14 protein-coding genes and 5 tRNA genes are annotated in these 16,817 nt (G+C 70.7%); 10 read left to right on the forward strand and 9 right to left on the reverse strand.

The features are described from left to right. Positions 1–112 precede the first annotated feature (112 nt). Positions 113–316 carry an acyl-CoA carboxylase subunit epsilon gene (locus AB0L33_RS26850; protein WP_365685543.1) on the forward strand — a complete coding sequence of 68 codons (204 nt, stop codon included), beginning with the start codon at positions 113–115 and terminating at the stop codon, positions 314–316. Between the two features lie 192 nt (positions 317–508). Here the strand turns inward: AB0L33_RS26850 and AB0L33_RS26855 are convergent, their stop codons facing one another. The 8 genes from AB0L33_RS26855 to AB0L33_RS26890 all read right to left on the reverse strand — a co-directional run bounded on the left by AB0L33_RS26855 (position 509) and on the right by AB0L33_RS26890 (position 11,291). After that, positions 509–1,090 carry an ATP/GTP-binding protein gene (locus AB0L33_RS26855; protein WP_014048542.1) on the reverse strand — a complete coding sequence of 194 codons (582 nt, stop codon included), beginning with the start codon at positions 1,088–1,090 and terminating at the stop codon, positions 509–511. Then, positions 1,071–1,754: a DUF742 domain-containing protein gene (locus tag AB0L33_RS26860; protein WP_365685545.1), complete on the reverse strand. Its 684-nt coding sequence runs from the start codon at positions 1,752–1,754 to the stop codon at positions 1,071–1,073. The genes AB0L33_RS26855 and AB0L33_RS26860 overlap by 20 nt, the downstream gene beginning before the upstream one ends. A gap of 97 nt (positions 1,755–1,851) precedes the next feature. After that, on the reverse strand, positions 1,852–2,265 hold the full coding sequence (locus AB0L33_RS26865; protein ID WP_018102439.1) for a roadblock/LC7 domain-containing protein: 414 nt from the start codon (positions 2,263–2,265) through the stop codon (positions 1,852–1,854). A 10-nt stretch (positions 2,266–2,275) separates the two neighbouring features. Then, the gene (locus AB0L33_RS26870) at positions 2,276–5,491 is read right to left on the reverse strand and encodes a nitrate- and nitrite sensing domain-containing protein (RefSeq protein ID WP_365685546.1); all 3,216 of its coding nucleotides are present in this window, start codon (positions 5,489–5,491) and stop codon (positions 2,276–2,278) included. 509 nt (positions 5,492–6,000) lie between these two features. Next, positions 6,001–6,585 carry an ATP/GTP-binding protein gene (locus AB0L33_RS26875; protein WP_028444348.1) on the reverse strand — a complete coding sequence of 195 codons (585 nt, stop codon included), beginning with the start codon at positions 6,583–6,585 and terminating at the stop codon, positions 6,001–6,003. Next, positions 6,566–6,973, reverse strand: coding sequence for a DUF742 domain-containing protein (locus AB0L33_RS26880; protein ID WP_018521347.1), 408 nt, complete (start codon positions 6,971–6,973; stop codon positions 6,566–6,568). Before AB0L33_RS26880 ends, AB0L33_RS26875 begins: the two co-directional genes overlap by 20 nt. Before the next feature lie 127 nt (positions 6,974–7,100). Beyond that, positions 7,101–7,514 (reverse strand): roadblock/LC7 domain-containing protein, encoded by a 414-nt coding sequence (locus AB0L33_RS26885; RefSeq protein ID WP_365685549.1) that lies wholly within the window; start codon positions 7,512–7,514, stop codon positions 7,101–7,103. A gap of 9 nt (positions 7,515–7,523) precedes the next feature. Then, positions 7,524–11,291, reverse strand: a complete 3,768-nt coding sequence (locus AB0L33_RS26890) for a nitrate- and nitrite sensing domain-containing protein (protein ID WP_365685550.1) — start codon at positions 11,289–11,291, stop codon at positions 7,524–7,526. 584 nt (positions 11,292–11,875) lie between these two features. Between AB0L33_RS26890 and AB0L33_RS26895 the strand changes: the two genes are divergently transcribed. The 9 genes from AB0L33_RS26895 (at position 11,876) to AB0L33_RS26935 (ending at position 15,780) form a co-directional block, all read left to right on the forward strand. After that, positions 11,876–12,064: a hypothetical protein gene (locus tag AB0L33_RS26895; protein WP_365685552.1), complete on the forward strand. Its 189-nt coding sequence runs from the start codon at positions 11,876–11,878 to the stop codon at positions 12,062–12,064. An 89-nt stretch (positions 12,065–12,153) separates the two neighbouring features. Further along, positions 12,154–12,930: a fumarylacetoacetate hydrolase family protein gene (locus AB0L33_RS26900; protein WP_365685554.1), complete on the forward strand. Its 777-nt coding sequence runs from the start codon at positions 12,154–12,156 to the stop codon at positions 12,928–12,930. Then, the gene (gltX, locus tag AB0L33_RS26905; protein WP_365685557.1) at positions 12,923–14,395 is read left to right on the forward strand and encodes a glutamate--tRNA ligase; all 1,473 of its coding nucleotides are present in this window, start codon (positions 12,923–12,925) and stop codon (positions 14,393–14,395) included. The genes AB0L33_RS26900 and gltX overlap by 8 nt, the downstream gene beginning before the upstream one ends. Positions 14,396–14,486: 91 nt before the next feature. Then, entirely contained in the window at positions 14,487–15,206 is a 720-nt protein-coding gene (locus tag AB0L33_RS26910; protein WP_365685559.1) for an HAD family hydrolase, read from the forward strand. Positions 15,207–15,291: 85 nt separating this feature from the next. Continuing rightward, positions 15,292–15,363: transfer RNA gene (locus AB0L33_RS26915), tRNA-Gln, on the forward strand. A 27-nt stretch (positions 15,364–15,390) separates the two neighbouring features. Continuing rightward, positions 15,391–15,463 (forward strand) — tRNA-Glu (locus tag AB0L33_RS26920). Between the two features lie 60 nt (positions 15,464–15,523). Further along, a tRNA-Glu gene (locus AB0L33_RS26925) sits at positions 15,524–15,596 on the forward strand. Positions 15,597–15,608: 12 nt separating this feature from the next. Next, positions 15,609–15,680, forward strand: a tRNA-Gln gene (locus AB0L33_RS26930). Between the two features lie 27 nt (positions 15,681–15,707). Further along, a tRNA-Glu gene (locus AB0L33_RS26935) sits at positions 15,708–15,780 on the forward strand. 176 nt (positions 15,781–15,956) lie between these two features. Here AB0L33_RS26935 and ndgR read toward each other — a convergent pair. Then, positions 15,957–16,673 carry an IclR family transcriptional regulator NdgR gene (gene ndgR / locus AB0L33_RS26940; RefSeq protein ID WP_365685560.1) on the reverse strand — a complete coding sequence of 239 codons (717 nt, stop codon included), beginning with the start codon at positions 16,671–16,673 and terminating at the stop codon, positions 15,957–15,959. Positions 16,674–16,817 lie beyond the last annotated feature (144 nt).

Raw genomic sequence — 16,817 nt, forward strand, 5'->3', positions numbered from 1 at the left:
CGAGACGCGCGAGGTCCTGATCGCCTCGCTCGCGATGCTCCGCACCAAGCACGCCGACCTGCCGGCCCGCAAGCACGGCAACCCCCCGCAGTAGAAGACGGAGACCCCACTCATGACCACTGCCACCGCCGAATCCGTGCTGCGCGTCGAGAAGGGCCTCGCGGACCCCGAGGAACTGGCCGCGATCACCGCGGTTCTCCTCGCCCGCGCCGCCGCCCAGCCCACCACCACCCCGGTCCGCGTCCGCAACACGGCCGGCTGGCGCCGCCTGGAGCGCACCCCGGGCTTCAGGGCCCCGCACAGCTGGCAGGGCTGACACGCAAGAGGCCCGCACAGGCCGACACGAGCCTGTGCGGGCCTCTTCGCGCCCGCACGCGCACTCCAAGGCCGCGCAGGCGAAATCAAGCCCGTCCGGCGATTGAGGACAAGCAAGGCCGCCAGGCCGAGCGGCACACGCCGAGGGCCCCGCACTCCCAGGAGTGCGGGGCCCTCGGCGTACGGGAGGCACCTACCGCAGGCGCGCCATCAGCGCGTGCTCGACGAGCGTGATCAGCGCACTCTTCGCATCCGCCCGGTGCCGCGCGTCCGTCGTCAGAATCGGCGTGTCGGGGCCGATCTGGAGCGCCTCGCGCACTTCGTCGGGGGTGTACGGCTGGTGGCCGTCGAAGCCGTTGAGGGCGATGACGAAGGGCAGGCCGCTGTTCTCGAAGTAGTCGACGGCGGGGAAGCAGTCGGCGAGTCGGCGGGTGTCCACGAGGACGACGGCGCCGATCGCGCCGCGTACCAGGTCGTCCCACATGAACCAGAAGCGGTCCTGGCCGGGCGTACCGAAGAGGTACAGGATCAGGTCCTGGTCGAGCGTGATGCGGCCGAAGTCCATCGCCACCGTCGTGGTGGTCTTGTCCCCCGTGTGCGTCAGGTCGTCGATGCCCGCCGAGGCGGACGTCATCACGGCTTCGGTGCGCAGCGGATTGATCTCCGAGACGGCACCGACAAACGTGGTCTTACCCACGCCGAAGCCCCCTGCCACCACGATCTTCGCCGAGGTAGTGGAGCGGGCCGCTCCGCCGCTAGAGCTTGCGAAGTCCACTGAGCACCCTTTCGAGCAGTGTCACATCTGGCTGGCCGCCGGCGGACTCGTCGCCGCCGGGCTGGTGGATAGCGACGAGTCCGGCCTCGGCCAGGTCGGCAACGAGGATCCGGGCAACGCCGAGGGGGATCGAGAGGAGGGCCGAAATCTCGGCCACCGACTTGATCTCGAAGCACAGCCGGCAGATCCGCTGGTGCTCGGGCAACTGCCCTTGCAGCCGGGACGGATCAGCCGTGGTACTGACCAACGCCTCAATGGCGAGTTGGTAGCGCGGTCGGGTCCGGCCACCTGTCATGGCGTACGGACGGACCAGCGGATTGTGCGCGGCCGGAGCCGCCGGCTCGGGAGCGCGCCGCGGCTGCACCGGCTGGATGCGGGGCTGCTGCTGCGGCCCGTCGAGGCGGTGCGGACGCCGGGGATGGTGCGGCTGCTGCCCGGGCTGCGGAGGCTCCTGCTGCGGCAGGCCGGGCCCTGCCTGGCCGTACTGGTCCTGGCCGTACTGGTCCTGGCCGTACTGGCCCTGGCCGTACGGCTGGTAGGGCTGCTGAGGCTGCTGAGCGCCCTGTCTGCCGGGCGCGGAGGGGTAGTTGAAACGTTCGTCCCCGTGCTCACCCGGAACGTGCCGGTCACCGTCGTACTGGTGCCCGCCTGGGGGTGTACCCACGATTCCTCCTCCGCCTGCCGGTCCCGATCCAGTGGACCGCGCCACCGCACCCTATGGCGCGGTGACGCGAAACGCACTGTCTGGTTACTGGATAAGACTAGTTAAGAAGACTTCCCTGGAGCTCGGCACGGAGGTCCGGCGTCAGAACGCTGCCCGCGCGGTCGACCAGAAGGGCCATTTCGTACCCGATGAGGCCGATGTCGGCATCCGGGTGTGCGAGAACGGCCAAGGAGGACCCGTCGGAAACGGACATGATGAAGAGGAATCCTCGCTCCATCTCCACAACCGTCTGATTCACCGCGCCGCCCTCGAAGATCCGCGAGGCACCGGCGGTCAGCGAGGTCAGACCGGAGGCGACCGCCGCCAGCTGGTCCGCGCGGTCGCGCGGGAATCCCTCGGACATCGCCAGCAGGAGTCCGTCGGCGGAGACCACCACCGTGTGCGACACCCCGGGGGTGTTGTCCACGAAGTTGGTGATCAACCAGTTCAGATTCTGCGCCGCCTGGCTCATCGGGCTCACACTAACGCTCCTGGTTGTAGGTAGTACTTGTGTCCGTACCCGCGTTGCGTCCCCGGAGGACACCGCGACGCAGGTTGCTCAGCCTGCCACGCACGTCTTCCGGCGCGCGGGAGACCTGGGGGCCGCCCTGCTGGGTCTGCTCGGCGGTGCCCTCGACCAGATTGGCCTTGGGCACGCGCCGGGGAAGACCGGACGGAGTGATCCCGCCCGCCTTCGGCTCCCGGAGCTTCTCGGCCCGCTCCCAGCGCTCGTCGTTGGCCGAGCGCCAGTCGTCGGAGCCGTCGTTTCCGGCGTTTCCTTCGGCGGCCTGCTGCGCCTGGACCGGCCGCTGCGGCAGTTCGTGCTGCTGCGGACGCTCCTGCGCTCCACCCGGCCGGCCGTTCCCGCGGCCGGTGGGCTGCCAGTGCTGCTGGCCGCCCCGGCGCGGCAGACCGGCTTCGGTCAGCTCGTGGCCGGTGTTCGGGACGGGGCCCGAACGCTCGAAGCCTACGCGCTCCTGAGGCTCGGCGGGAGCGCTCACCGCAGATTCCGGTTCGGCCTGCGCGACCGGCTCGAACCCGCCCTGGTACGTGCCCTGATCTGCCCACTCTTCCTGCTGGGGCTGGGCAGCGTACTGCTCGTCGTAGCCCTGCACGGGCGCCTCGGGGGCCGCGTAGGCCGCCTCCGGATAGCCGCCCTGGGCGGAGTCGTAGGCGGGCTGGGCGGGGTAGCCGGCGGCCCCGGCGTACGGGTCGTAGCCGCCCTCGTACTGCTGCCCGGCGTAGCCGTCCTGACCGTTCCCGGCGTAGCCGTCCTGGCCGTACGCGCCCTCGGCGTAGCCCTGCTCGGGCTGCGCCTGCTGGGCCGGCTGCCCGGGCTGCTCCGGGAACGCCTGGCGCTCGGCGCCGGCGGCCTGGGCCTCCAGCGCCGCGCGGCGCTCCTCGCGCATCAGCGAGCGGCCCACCGGGTCGAGCTGGGCGGAGTCCGCGGAGCCCTCGTCGTAACGCGAGTCGTCGAAGCCGAGTTCGGCGGCCGTGCGCAGCTGCGGCTGGTGCGGCAGCGCGTCGAACGCCTGCTGCTGCGGGATGATCGAGGAGACGGTGAAGTCGTCCTGCTCCGGCGCGTCGCCCCCACCACCGTGGGTGATCGCGTCCGGCAGCATGACCAGCGAGGTCGTCCCGGCCTGCTCGCCCGAGGGACGCAGCTGGACGCGGATGCCGTGCCGGTCGGCGAGCCGGCCGACCACGAACAGGCCCATGCGCTGCGAGACCGCGGCGTCCACCGTCGGCGGGTTGGCCAGCTTGTGGTTGATGTCGGCGAAGTCCTCGGCGGTGAGGCCGATGCCCTTGTCGTGGATCTCGATCATCACGCGGCCGTCGGGCAGCCGGGTCGCGGTGACGCGGACCTTGGTCTGCGGCGAGGAGAACGTCGTCGCGTTCTCCAGCAGCTCGGCCAGCAGGTGCACGAGGTCGGTGACGGACTGGCCGTGGATCTCGGTCTCCGGGACTCCGGAGAGCTCGATGCGCTCGTACGACTCCACCTCGGAGGAGGCGGCGCGCAACACGTCCACCAGCGGCACCGGCTGGTTCCAGCGACGGCCGGGCTCCTCGCCGGCGAGGACGAGGAGGTTCTCGCCGTTGCGCCGCATGCGGGTCGCCAGGTGGTCCAGCCGGAACAGGCTCTCCAGCTGGTCCGGGTCGGCCTCGTTGTTCTCCAGGTCGGTGATCAGGGTCAGCTGGCCCTCGATGAGCGACTGGTTGCGGCGCGAGAGGTTGGTGAAGATCGCGTTGACGTTGCCCCGGAGCATGGCCTGCTCGGCCGCGAGCCGGACCGCCTCCCGGTGCACCTGGTCGAAGGCGCGGGCGACCTCGCCGATCTCGTCCTGCGAGGTGATCGGGATGGGCTCCACGCGGGTGTCCACGCGGCCCGGGTCGGTGCGCGAGAGCTGGTCGACCAGCGAGGGCAGCCGCTGCTCGGCGATCCCGAAGGCGGCGGTGCGCAGCCGGCGCATCGAGCGGCTCATCTGGCGGGCCATGAGACCGGCCAGGAGGAACGCGGCCAGCAGGGCGACGACGACGATCGAGGCGTTGACGATGGCGTCGGTCCGGGCGTCGGAGGAGATCTCCGCGGCCTCGTTCACGGCCTTCTCGACCAGCTCGTTCTCGACCGTGGTGTAGCCGTCGAACTTGGCGGTGGCGGCGGCCATCCAGGTGTCGGGGGTGATCCCCTTGGCCTTCAGCTGGGCCGGGTCCTTGCCGAGGCCGATCTCCTTGGCCATGCCGTCGAAGACCGAGCCGTCGATGGAGGGCGGCGCCACGAACGGCACGCCGGCCGCGGCGGCCTTCTCCTTGGCCTCCTTCAGCTCGGCGGCACCGGCCGCCGCCTTGGCCTCCATGACCTTGCGCAGCCGGGCCGCGTCGGCCTCCGTACCGCCGGAGGTGAACTCGCCGAGGGCGATCTGCTCCAGGTAGTTGTACGAACCGAACGCCTTGACCTGGTCGTTGAACTTGCCGTCCTCCTTGCTGGGACGGACCAGGAGGTGCATGCCGATGGAGCGCTGAAGCGATTCTGCAGCCTTGGCCAGCTCGATCGCGTAGACGGTGCGGCCGTAGCTGGTGATGTTGCCGGTGCCGAGGCCCAGTTCGTTGGAGAACTCCATCAGGGAGTGCTGGACCTGGACGTAGCCCTCCTCGGTCTTCACCGGGTCCATGGCCGCGGTGTAGGCCGCCTTGCGCAGCTGCGGGAGTTTCGGCTCCTCGACCTTGAACAGCTTGAGGCGACGCTGGAGACCCTCCTTGGCCGGCAGGTCCTTGACGGCCTCGTTGAACTTCTCCGCGGCCGCGTCGGTGGTGGCCCGGGTCTGCGTGACGACGTCGTCGTCCCGCTTGTTCGACAGCAGCGGCTGGGCGGTGAGGTCGCGTTCGTTGAGCAGCGCCTGCCCGTATTCGGCGGCGGCCCGCACGATCAGCGCGGTCTTCTCCGCGTCCTGGGCCTCCTGCCAGGTGTCGACGGACCCCTTCACCTGGAAGCCGCCCATGACCAGGCCGACCAGCACCGGGATCAGGAGGATCGCGTTCAGCCGGGTGGGCACCCGCCAGTTGCGCGGCGACAGCCGGCTGGTGCTTCCACCGGCCGGTGCCCCTTCGGACACGTCGGCGGACGGCGCCGCGGCACGTGACGGCGGGGTGAAGTTGCCCCGCTCCGCCTGCGCCGTGGAGCCCTCGTTGTTACGCCTCACTCGACCAACAACCTCTCGGCGTCGGCACCTACGCTGTGCCGTGTTTTGTTCAGGGCCGTACTCAGACCGTCCTGCAAATGGTGGGCGGCGTCGCGGGGCTGGGCACGCGCATCTGCGGCGTTGTCGTCAATCACCAACGCTCCGCGTTGGCTCAATCCTCCGCCTTGCAGCTGCACGCACCCAGCCCCGCTCCTTCATCCGCCCACCATTTGCAGGACGGTCTTACTCGGGAGTTGGTCGAATTGCAGCACGGCTGACGGCCGCGTTCCAAACAGTCGGAATGGGCGATTCCGAGTGGCTCACGCCTCAGATAAATCGGGCATAAAGAGCGAGCCCCGCCAAAAGGCGGGGCTCATGTGAGCGCAGCGACACCGCTCGTGCGCATCCGGTGTCGATCGCGGGGCAATTCTCTTTCGAAACGTTATGAATACGGGGGCGGATCGTGTCAAAGGACACAGCCCGCCCCCGTGTGACTACGGTAACTGCCGTATGCCACTTCCGACTTGTGCCTACTTGAGCCTGGCCATCAGCGCGTGCTCGACGAGCGTGATCAGGCCGCTCTTCGCGTCCGCGCGGTGCCGCGCGTCCGTGGTGATGATCGGCGTGTCGGGGCCGATCTGCAGGGCCTCGCGCACTTCGTCGGGGGTGTACGGCTGGTGGCCGTCGAAGCCGTTGAGGGCGATGACGAAGGGCAGGCCGCTGTTCTCGAAGTAGTCGACGGCGGGGAAGCAGTCGGCGAGGCGGCGGGTGTCCACGAGGACGACGGCGCCGATCGCGCCGCGTACCAGGTCGTCCCACATGAACCAGAAGCGGTCCTGGCCGGGCGTACCGAAGAGGTACAGGATCAGGTCCTGGTCGAGCGTGATGCGGCCGAAGTCCATCGCCACCGTCGTGGTGGTCTTCCCGCCGGTGTGCGTGAGGTCGTCGATGCCCGCCGAGGCGGACGTCATCACGGCTTCGGTGCGCAGCGGATTGATCTCCGAGACGGCACCGACGAACGTGGTCTTGCCCACGCCGAACCCACCGGCCACGACGATCTTCGCCGAGGTGGTGGCCCGGGTCGCCGCGCCGCCGTTAGAGCTTGCGAAGTCCACTGAGCACCCTTTCGAGCAGTGTCACATCCGGCGCGCCGCCGGCCTCTCCATTGCCCGGCTGGTGGATGGCCACCATGCCGGCTTCCGCCAGGTCCGCGACGAGAATCCGCGCCACACCGAGGGGCATCGACAGCAGGGCCGAGACCTCGGCCACCGACTTGACCTCGCGGCACAGATGGCAGATCCGCTGATGCTCGGGAAGCAGCGTTCCCAGATGCGCGGGATCGGCCGTGGTGCTGACCAGTGCTTCTATCGCTAGCTGATAGCGCGGCCGGGTGCGTCCACCGGTCATGGCGTACGGACGGACCAGCGGCTGGTCGCCCTCACCTTCGTACGACGCGTGGCTCGACGCGCCGTACGGATCGGGTGAGGCGGGTGGCGGGGTCATGAATCCTCCGGGCGTGACAGCAGGGTGTCGGCTTGCCGTCTGAAGGGGCCGGTGGGGGGCTGTAAGCGGCCGGACGGTCGAGGGTCGGTTTTCGGGTTGATCGTCTGTGTCACTGGTTCACGGCCGCCTAGTGGAGCAGGCTGCCCTGGAGCTCCGCGCGGAGGTCCGGGGTCAGGACGGTGCCCGCCCGGTCCACCAGCAGGGCCATTTCGTAGCCGACCAGACCGATGTCGGCGTCGGGGTGGGCCAGTACGGCCAGCGAGGAGCCGTCCGAGATGGACATCAGGAACAGGAAGCCCCGCTCCATCTCCACCACGGTCTGGCTGACGGCGCCGCCCTCGAAGATCCGGGAGGCGCCGGACGTCAGTGAGGTCAGCCCGGACGCGACGGCCGCCAGCTGGTCGGCGCGGTCGCGCGGGAAACCTTCGGACATCGCCAGCAGCAGCCCGTCCGCCGAGACCACCACCGTGTGCGACACCCCTGGGGTGTTGTCCACGAAGTTGGTGATCAGCCAGTTCAGATTCTGTGCGGCCTGACTCATCGGGCTCAACTAACGCTCCTGCTGGTGAGTGGGGCCGAGGGGGAAGCTGCCGGTCTGACCGCTGCCCGCCTGACGCCCCTGCTGGATGCCCCGGCGGAGATTGGTCAGACGCCCGCGCACATCATCGGGCGCGCGCGAGACCTGCGGACCGGTCTGGTTGTTCTGCTGCTGGGCGGTACCCGGCACCAGGTTGGCACGCGGGACCCGGCGCGGCAGGCCGGACGTGGTGATACCACCCGCCGCGGGCTTCTTTACCCGCTCCGCCTGCCGGACGATCTCATCGTTCGGCGACGCCCGCCAGGCGCTCTGCGCACCGCTGTCGCCGAGGGTCCGCTGCGGCGCGGGAGCCACGGGCTCCTGGGCCGGCTGCGGCGGGAAGTCCTGGGCCGGGGCGGCCGGAGGCTGCTGGGGGGCACCGGCCTGCGGACCGCGGAACCAGTTGGTCTCCAGCGTGTCGTACAGCGGGGTGCGCCCGTCGCCGGGCCCGGCGGGCGGCAGCGCCTCGGGCTGCTGCGGCTGCTCGGGCAGGGCCGGGCGGTACGGGGCCTCCGGCGCCTGGCCGCCCATGGGCGGACGCGGCGCGCCGAAGTCCTGGTTGTCCCGCTGCCGGGGCGCCGGCTGCTGCGGGGCACCGAAGTCCGGACGGGCGAACTGCGAGGTGCTCGTCACGTCCGGGCTCTGCGGGCCGTTGCCGTACGCGCCGTTGTGCTGGGGGCCGTTGGGCTGCGGTACGCCGCGCTGCGGCAGACCGGCCTGCGGTGCGTCGTGCTGGGGACCGTTGCCCTGCGGCAGACCGCGCTGCGGTGCGTTCGGTGCGGGCGCCGAGAAGTCGGGCCGGGCGAACTCCGCCGTGGAGCCGGGCCCCTGGCGGTCGTCGGCCGGAAGGTGCGGTGCCCGCGGCTGCGGGAAGCGGCCCGTGGTCTCCGACTCCTCGTGACCGCGCGGCGCGTCGAGCGGGGCGCGCCGGGGCGCGGACGGCTCGTCGGTGCCCCAGCTCGTCGTCTGCGGGCGCTGCGGGGCGGGGAAGCCGCCGCCGGGCCCGCCCTGGCTCTGGTCCGGAGCCTGGCTCGGGGCCGGGGAGCCACCGGGCAGCTCGGCGCGCGGACCGCCGACCGGCGGCAGCCGGCGTTCGCCCTGCCCCGGACCGCGCGGCGGCTCGAAGGCGTTGCGCTCGCCCTGACCGCCCTGGCCCGCCTGGTCGAACCGGGCCTGCTGGGGCTGCGGGGCCTGCGGAGCGGCGGGGCCGTTCTGCTCGGGGCGCCGCTGGTCGAAGAGGCTGGGCCGGTTCGGGTCCGCACCGCCGTCGCCCTGACTCCGGGCGCCGAGCCGGGCACCGCCGAACGCACCGGCCAGGCCGCCGCCCTGACGGGGGCCGTCCTGGGCCGGGCGGCCCTGCGGGTTCTGGAACGCCGAGTCCTGCGCGCCGGGTCCGCCCTGCGGGTTCTGCGGGCGGTTGCCGTCGCGGGCGGGCAGCGCGGCGCGGGGGCCGGAGCCGGCGCCGACCTGGCCGCGCTGCGGACCGGGGCCCGCGGCGGGGCGGCCCGCCTGGGCGTCGTTGCCGCCGGAGAGCAGGCCGCCGGGGGACTGCTGACCGGGCGACTGCTTCGGGGCCGGCTGCCGGCCGCCGTGCGCGACGTCCACCGGGAGCATGACCAGCGCGGTGGTGCCGCCCGAGTCCGAGGGGCGCAGCTGGATGCGGATGCCGTGGCGCAGGGAGAGCCGGCCGACCACGAACAGGCCCATGCGGCGGGAGACCGAGACGTCCACGGTGGGCGGCGAGGCGAGCCGCTCGTTGATCGCGGCCAGGTCCTCCGGGGAGAGCCCGATGCCGGTGTCGTGGATCTCGACCAGCACCCGGCCGTCGGGCAGGGCGTGACCGGTGACCCGGACCTTCGTCTGGGGCGAGGAGAACGAGGTGGCGTTCTCCAGCAGCTCGGCGAGCAGGTGCACGAGGTCGTTGACGACCCGGCCCGCGACCTCGGTGGCGGGCACCGCGGCCAGTTCGATGCGCTCGTACTGCTCCACCTCGGACGCGGCGGCGCGGAGCACGTCGACCAGCGGCACGGGGCGGGTCCACCGGCGTCCCGGCTCCTCACCGGCGAGGACGAGAAGGTTCTCGCCGTTCCGGCGCATACGGGTCGCGAGGTGGTCGAGCTTGAAGAGCGAGGAGAGCTGGTCCGGGTCGGCCTCGCGCGACTCCAGCTCGGAGATGAGCGAGAGCTGGCGCTGGATGAGGCCCTGCGAGCGGCGCGAGAGGTTGGTGAACATCGCGTTGACGTTGCCCCGCAGGAGGGCCTGCTCGGCGGCGAGACGGACCGCCTCGCGGTGCACGTCGTCGAAGGCCGCGGCCACCTTGCCGATCTCGTCGCGGGAGTGCACACCGACGGACTCGACCGAGGTGTCGACGTCCTGCGGGTCGGACTCGGAGAGCTGCTTGACCAGCTCGGGCAGACGGTCCTGGGCGACGCGGGTCGCGGTGTCCTGCAGCCGGCGCAGCGAGCGGATCATGGACCGGGCGACGACGAAGGCGCCGACCAGCGAGACACCGAGCACCAGCAGGATCAGCGCACCGGAGATGATCGCCTCGCGCTGGGACTCCTCGCGCAGCTCGCGCGCCTTGCCCTCCATGTCGCTGAGGAGGGTCTCCTCGATGCGCTTCATGGCGTTGAGCTTGACGGTGTCCTGGTCGTACCAGTTCATGTACGAGCGGCGGGCCTTGGAACCGCCCATGGCGAGCGGGTTCTCCAGCAGCTTCTGCGCGTACGTGTCCGCGGCCTTGATGTCCGGGTTGCCCTCGTCCAGCGTCGAGGTCAGCTCGGCGGCGTCGTTGCCGGTGGAGGTGTAGATCGCCTCGAACGACGTACGGGCCGCCTGCTCCTTGCTCCGGGCGGCCAGGCCGAACTGCTGGTCGTTGCGGTCGAGATCGGGCTTCATCTCGTCGCTGGTGGGCAGCGCGGCGGCGATGATCGCGCGCTGGATCGAGGCGTACTCCTTGGCGGAGGAGAACGCCGCCAGCGCACGGGTCCGCTTGATCATCTCGGGGCTGCTGGTCGCCTGGGCCATGTCCTGGGACAGGCTCAGCAGCGAGGTGATCAGCTGGCTGTAGGCGTCGACCGTCTGGAGGGCCGGACTGCCCTTCTCGTACGCGTGCTTGCGGGTGTCGCGGATGGAGCTGAGCCGGGTGGCGATCTGCTGGATGCTGGTGTGGATGCTCTCCAGCGTGTCGTCACCGGCGGTGTCGCCGATCTCGCTCGTGCTCGCGAGGAACGCCAGCTGGGCCTTGTCGGTCTTCTCCCGGGGCGTGGTGATCTTGAAGTCGGTCGCGGGCACGTCGTTCGACAGCGGACCGGCCGTCTGGTCGCGCTCCTCCTGGAGCGCCTGCGCCAGCGAGGTCGCCTGCTTCGTCATCTCGGTCAGCAGCTGCATGTGCTCCAGCTGCTGGATGTCGTTCAGGGAGTCGTTGATGCGCAGACCACCCAGCGTGGTCGCGGCGACCACGGGGAGGGCGAGCAGGGACACCAGGCGGGTGCTGATGCGCCAGTTGCGGAGAGCTACCCGTGAGCCCGTGTTGACGGGGCCCCGGGGCTTGGGCGCGGCGGCCTTCTCGGGCTCGCCGCCGGCCGGAGCGGAGCCGGGGCGCCGGTCGCGGTCGCCCTGGTCACCGGCCGCGGCCGATCCGGGGTTCTGGGCGTGCTGGGGCGAGGAACCGCGGTCGGTCCCGCCGCGCGGCTCCTGTTCCGCCGCAGCGCTGCCATCCCTCTTGAAACGTCCCTGCACTAGCGTCGCAACCTCTGGACCAGGCGTTCCTCCGTCGTGAACGGAGAAAACGGTGTCGGCGTGGTGGGGCGTTGTCCCGCCCCATGGTGGTCGTTGAGTGACCGGCGCTCTTCCCCTTCCCGCCGCCACTCGGCGCTGCGTTGCGCCCCCTGCGCGCCGGCTTGAAACCCGCGGCGGTGCGTGGAATTTCAGCACAGTGCCGGATCTCCAACAAGGGCCAGGTGCCGGGCTGTGACCTGCGTGACACCGTGTGATGGATGCGTAACAAGCGGTGGAGGCGGTTCGCGGACATTCCGGACCATTGGGGGTGAGTCCGAACGGGGCGAGGCGTGTCCCAGTCGCCATGATCAGGAGCGGAATGGGTGGTTCAGGGGTGACATGTCTGTTTCGAAGGTCCGGACCACGTGCCTGGATTGGGGTGATTGTCCCAGTGTTCGTGAGCAAACTCACATGAAGATCGCCGTCTTTTCCGGGCCGCCGGAGGGAATTGAATGTTTAGCCTGACGCTTTACTGGGATGGCAGAACCGACAACCGGCGCCCCCTCTCGTACGGGCGGCGCCCCGACGACAGGGCCGTACGGCAGATGAACACGACTCCGCTCCGCAACCTCGCCAACCCCCGCCGCACCACGCTGGCGCACCTCAAGGACGCCGAGGCGCTGCAGACGGCGGAACTCCCGGAGCACCCGGTCCAGCTGCCGACGCAGACCGCCAACCCGCGCCGCACGATCCTGATGACGGCCCCCGCCGCCGTCACCGCCACCACGGAGTAATCCCGCACGGCCCCGCCCCTCACCCGCGCTAGCCTGGAGCGTCAGTCTTATTCAGGCACCCAGCAAGCAGTGAGGGGCGACAGCAACCCGTGCGCATCGCCAGGTTCTCCATCGACGGCAATGTCGCCTTCGGCGCGGTCGAGGGCGACGGGCCCGACGGTCTCGTCCTCGACATCATCAAGGGCATCCCGTACTCCGAGTTCGAGCTCTCCGGGACCAAGGTCCCGCTGAACAAGGTGCGGCTGCTGCCGCCCGTGCTCCCCAACAAGGTCGTGGCCATCGGCCGCAACTACGCGGAGCACGCCGCCGAACTCGGCAACGAGGTCCCCGACGTCCCCGTCGCCTTCTTCAAGCCCACCACCTCGGTGATCGGCTCCGGCGACGCCATCGAGTACCCCTCCTTCTCCGACGAGGTCCACCACGAGGCCGAGCTGGCCGTGGTCATCGGCCGGATGTGCCGCGAAGTGCCGCGCGAGCGGGTCAAGGACGTCATCTTCGGCTACACCTGCGCCAACGACGTCACCGCCCGCGACGCCCAGGAGCGGGAGAAGCAGTGGGCCCGGGCCAAGGGCTTCGACACCTCCTGCCCCCTCGGCCCCTGGGTGGAGACCGACCTCGACCCCGGCGACCTCGCCATCCAGGCCACGGTCAACGGCGAGCAACGCCAGCTCGGCCGGACGAGCGACATGATCCGGTCCATCGAGGACCTGGTCGTCCACATCACGGAAGCCATGACGCTGCTTCCGGGCGATGTGATCCTCACCGGCACCCCCGCAGGGGTCGGACCCCTCCATGTCGGCGACGAGGTCGCCGTCACCATCGAAGGCATCGGCACTCTCACCAACAAGGTGATCAAGCGTGGCTAACGCAGCAGTACGTGTACGTTTCTGTCCCTCCCCGACCGGCAACCCGCACGTCGGCCTGGTCCGGACGGCCCTCTTCAACTGGGCCTTCGCCCGGCACCACCAGGGCACCCTGGTCTTCCGCATCGAGGACACCGACGCGGCGCGCGACTCCGAGGAGTCGTACGAGCAGCTCCTCGACGCGATGCGCTGGCTCGGCCTGGACTGGGACGAGGGCCCCGAGGTGGGCGGCCCGCACGCCCCGTACCGCCAGTCGCAGCGGATGGACATCTACAAGGACGTCGCGGAGAAGCTGCTCGCCGGTGGTTACGCGTACCACTGCTACTGCACCACGGAGGAGCTGGACACCCGCCGCGACGCCGCCCGCGCCGCCGGCCGCCCGTCCGGCTACGACGGCCACTGCCGCGAGCTGACCGCCGAGCAGAAGGCCGCGTACGAGGCCGAGGGGCGCACGTCGATCGTCCGCTTCCGGATGCCCGACGAGGCCATCACCTTCACGGACCTGGTCCGCGGCGACATCACCGTCCAGCCGGAGAACGTCCCGGACTACGGCATCGTCCGCGCCAACGGCGCCCCGCTCTACACGCTGGTCAACCCGGTGGACGACGCGCTGATGGAGATCACCCACGTCCTGCGCGGCGAGGACCTGCTCTCCTCCACCCCGCGCCAGATCGCCCTCTACCGGGCGCTCATCGAGCTGGGCATCGCCAAGGACACCCCCGCCTTCGGGCACCTGCCGTACGTGATGGGCGAGGGCAACAAGAAGCTCTCCAAGCGCGACCCGCAGGCCTCGCTCAACCTCTACCGCGAGCGCGGCTTCGTCCGCGAGGGGCTGCTCAACTACCTCTCGCTGCTGGGCTGGTCGATCGCCGAGGACCGCGACATCTTCGACATCGACGAGATGGTCGCCGCCTTCGACATCAAGGACGTCAACGCCAACCCGGCCCGCTTCGACCTCAAGAAGTGCGAGCACATCAACGCGGAGCACATCCGCCGCCTCGACGTGAAGACCTTCACCGAGGCGTGCGGCCCGTGGCTCCGGGCGCCGTTCGCACCCTGGGCCCCGGAGTCCTTCGACGCGGCGGTCTTCGCCGAGATCGCCCCGCACGCCCAGACCCGGGTGACGGTGCTCTCCGAGATCACCGCCAACGTGGACTTCCTGTTCCTCGACGAGCCGGTGCACGACGAGGCGTCCTGGGCCAAGGCGATGAAGGAGGGCTCCGACGCCCTCCTCGTCACCGCCCGCGCCGAGCTCATCGCCGCCGACTGGAACGCGGACGCCCTCAAGGCCGCCGTCCTCGCCGCCGGCGAGCAGCACGGCCTGAAGCTCGGCAAGGCCCAGGCCCCGGTCCGGGTGGCGGTCACCGGCCGGACGATCGGCCTCCCGCTCTTCGAGTCCCTGGAGATCCTGGGCCGCGAGAAGACGATCGCCCGCATCGACGCGGCCCTGGCCAAGCTGGCCGCGTAACGCCGCACCGACGCACGGGACGGGCCCGGCAGCCGCACAGCGCGGCCGCCGGGCCCGTCCCGTCGTACGGGGCCGCGCGTAGAGTCGGGCCATGCCCATCAGAGCCGTCCTCTGGGACATCGACGACACGTTGTTCGATCACACGGCGGCCTCGGCCACCGGGATGGCCCGGCACCTCGCGGCGGAGGGACTGCCTCCGGGCTACGCGTCGGCCGAGGAGGCCGTCGAGGCGTGGCAGCGGGTCACGCGGCGGCACTGGGCGCGGTTCTCCGCCGGGGAGACCGACTGGCAGGGGCAGCGACGGGACCGGGCCAGGGAGTTCCTGGGGCGGGCGCTGGACGACGACGAGGCCGATGCCTGGTTCGCCCGCCATGTCGCGCACTACGAGTCCGCCTGGGCGCTCTTCCCGGACGCCGTCCCGGCCCTCGACGCCCTTGCGGGGACGTACCGGCACGCCGTGCTGTCCAACTCGGCCCAGGAGCCGCAGCACCGGAAGCTGACCGTGCTCGGGGTGCGCGACCGGTTCGAGTCCCTGCTGTGCGCGGCCGAGCTGGGCGTCTCCAAGCCGGACCCGGGGGCGTTCCTGGCCTCCTGCGAGGCGCTGGGGCTCGACGCGCACGAGGTGCTGTACGTCGGGGACGAACCCGACATCGACGCCGCCGGGGCCACCGCCGCCGGTCTCGCGGGCGTCTGGCTGGACCGGCGCGGCAGGGGAGGGCGGCCCGAGCTGGTCCGGATCACCGGGCTCGGCGGACTGCCGGGGCTGCTCGCGGGCAATACCCGTTTTGGAGCGTCGGACACCTTCGGGTAATGTTCTTTCTGCGCCGCCCGAGCGGGCCGAAAGATCCGGCCGGGAAGCGCAGACAGAAACAAGACCCTCAGGGGTTGCGTTTCAGTGGGCTATGGTGTAATTGGCAACACTACGGTTTCTGGTACCGTCATTCTAGGTTCGAGTCCTGGTAGCCCAGCGCAGTACAGAGCAAGTTGTAAGACAAGCCCCCGTTGTGTAGCGGCCTAGCACGCTGCCCTCTCACGGCAGTAGCGCCGGTTCGAATCCGGTCGGGGGTACAGATCCTTCCCGCGAGATCATCTGGGTCGCACCCACGGTCTCGATGCAGGATCGCTAGGGCCCCCGTTGTGTAGCGGCCTAGCACGCTGCCCTCTCACGGCAGTAGCGCCGGTTCGAATCCGGTCGGGGGTACTTGCAACACCATGGGCTATGGTGTAATTGGCAACACTACGGTTTCTGGTACCGTCATTCTAGGTTCGAGTCCTGGTAGCCCAGCGCAGTACAGAGCAAGTTGTAGGACAAGCCCCCGTTGTGTAGCGGCCTAGCACGCTGCCCTCTCACGGCAGTAGCGCCGGTTCGAATCCGGTCGGGGGTACAACAGGCAAGAAACGAAAGGCCCTTCACTCCGGTGAAGGGCCTTTCGCTCGTATGCGGCCCGAGGGCCGCTCCGCTCCGTACTCGCGACGGAGGCCAAGGGCCGAACGGGCTCTGGAGAAGGGGGCCGCCACGACGCTGGGGCGGCCTGGGGAGGGAAGGAGGCGTGGCCGGGGCTCAGCCGCTGCGGCGCAGCGCCTCGCTCAGCCGGGCCGCCGAGTCGATGACCGCCTGGGCGTGCATCCGGCCCGGGTGGCGGGTCAGCCGCTCGATCGGTCCGGAGACCGAGACGGCGGCGACCACGCGGTTCGACGGGCCGCGCACCGGGGCGGAGACCGAGGCCACGCCCGGCTCGCGCTCACCGATCGACTGGGCCCAGCCGCGCCGCCGTACGCCGGAGAGCGCCGTCGCGGTGAAGCGGGCGCCCTGGAGGCCGCGGTGCAGCCGCTCCGGCTCCTCCCAGGCCATCAGGATCTGCGCGGAGGAGCCCGCCTTCATGGTCAGCGTGGAGCCGACCGGCACGGTGTCGCGCAGTCCGGACAGCCGCTCCGCCGCCGCGACGCAGATGCGCATGTCGCCCTGGCGCCGGTAGAGCTGGACGCTCTCGCCGGTGATGTCGCGCAGATGCGTGAGCACCGGCCCGGCCGTGGCCAGGAGGCGGTCCTCGCCGGCCGCCGCCGCCAGCTCGGAAAGCCGGGGGCCGAGGATGAAACGGCCCTGCATGTCCCTCGCCACCATCCGGTGGTGTTCCAGTGCCACGGCCAGCCGGTGGGCCGTGGGTCGTGCGAGCCCGGTCGCCGCGACCAGCCCGGCGAGGGTGGCCGGCCCGGATTCGAGGGCGCTCAGTACCAGAGCCGCCTTGTCGAGAACGCCGACGCCGCTAGAGTTGTCCATACGACGATACTCGCGTCTCACTCTGTGAAACGCAAGTTCAATTCTCCCCCGAAGTTGCCAACCTGTACCGGCGGCCCCACAACGGACCGCAGCCACCGCCCCGTACAGGGGGCCGGGCGGAGGTGCACCGAATCTCTAGTTGGG

Source organism: Streptomyces sp. NPDC052299 (assembly GCF_040679335.1).
In the GTDB taxonomy this organism is placed as follows: Bacteria; Actinomycetota; Actinomycetes; order Streptomycetales; family Streptomycetaceae; genus Streptomyces.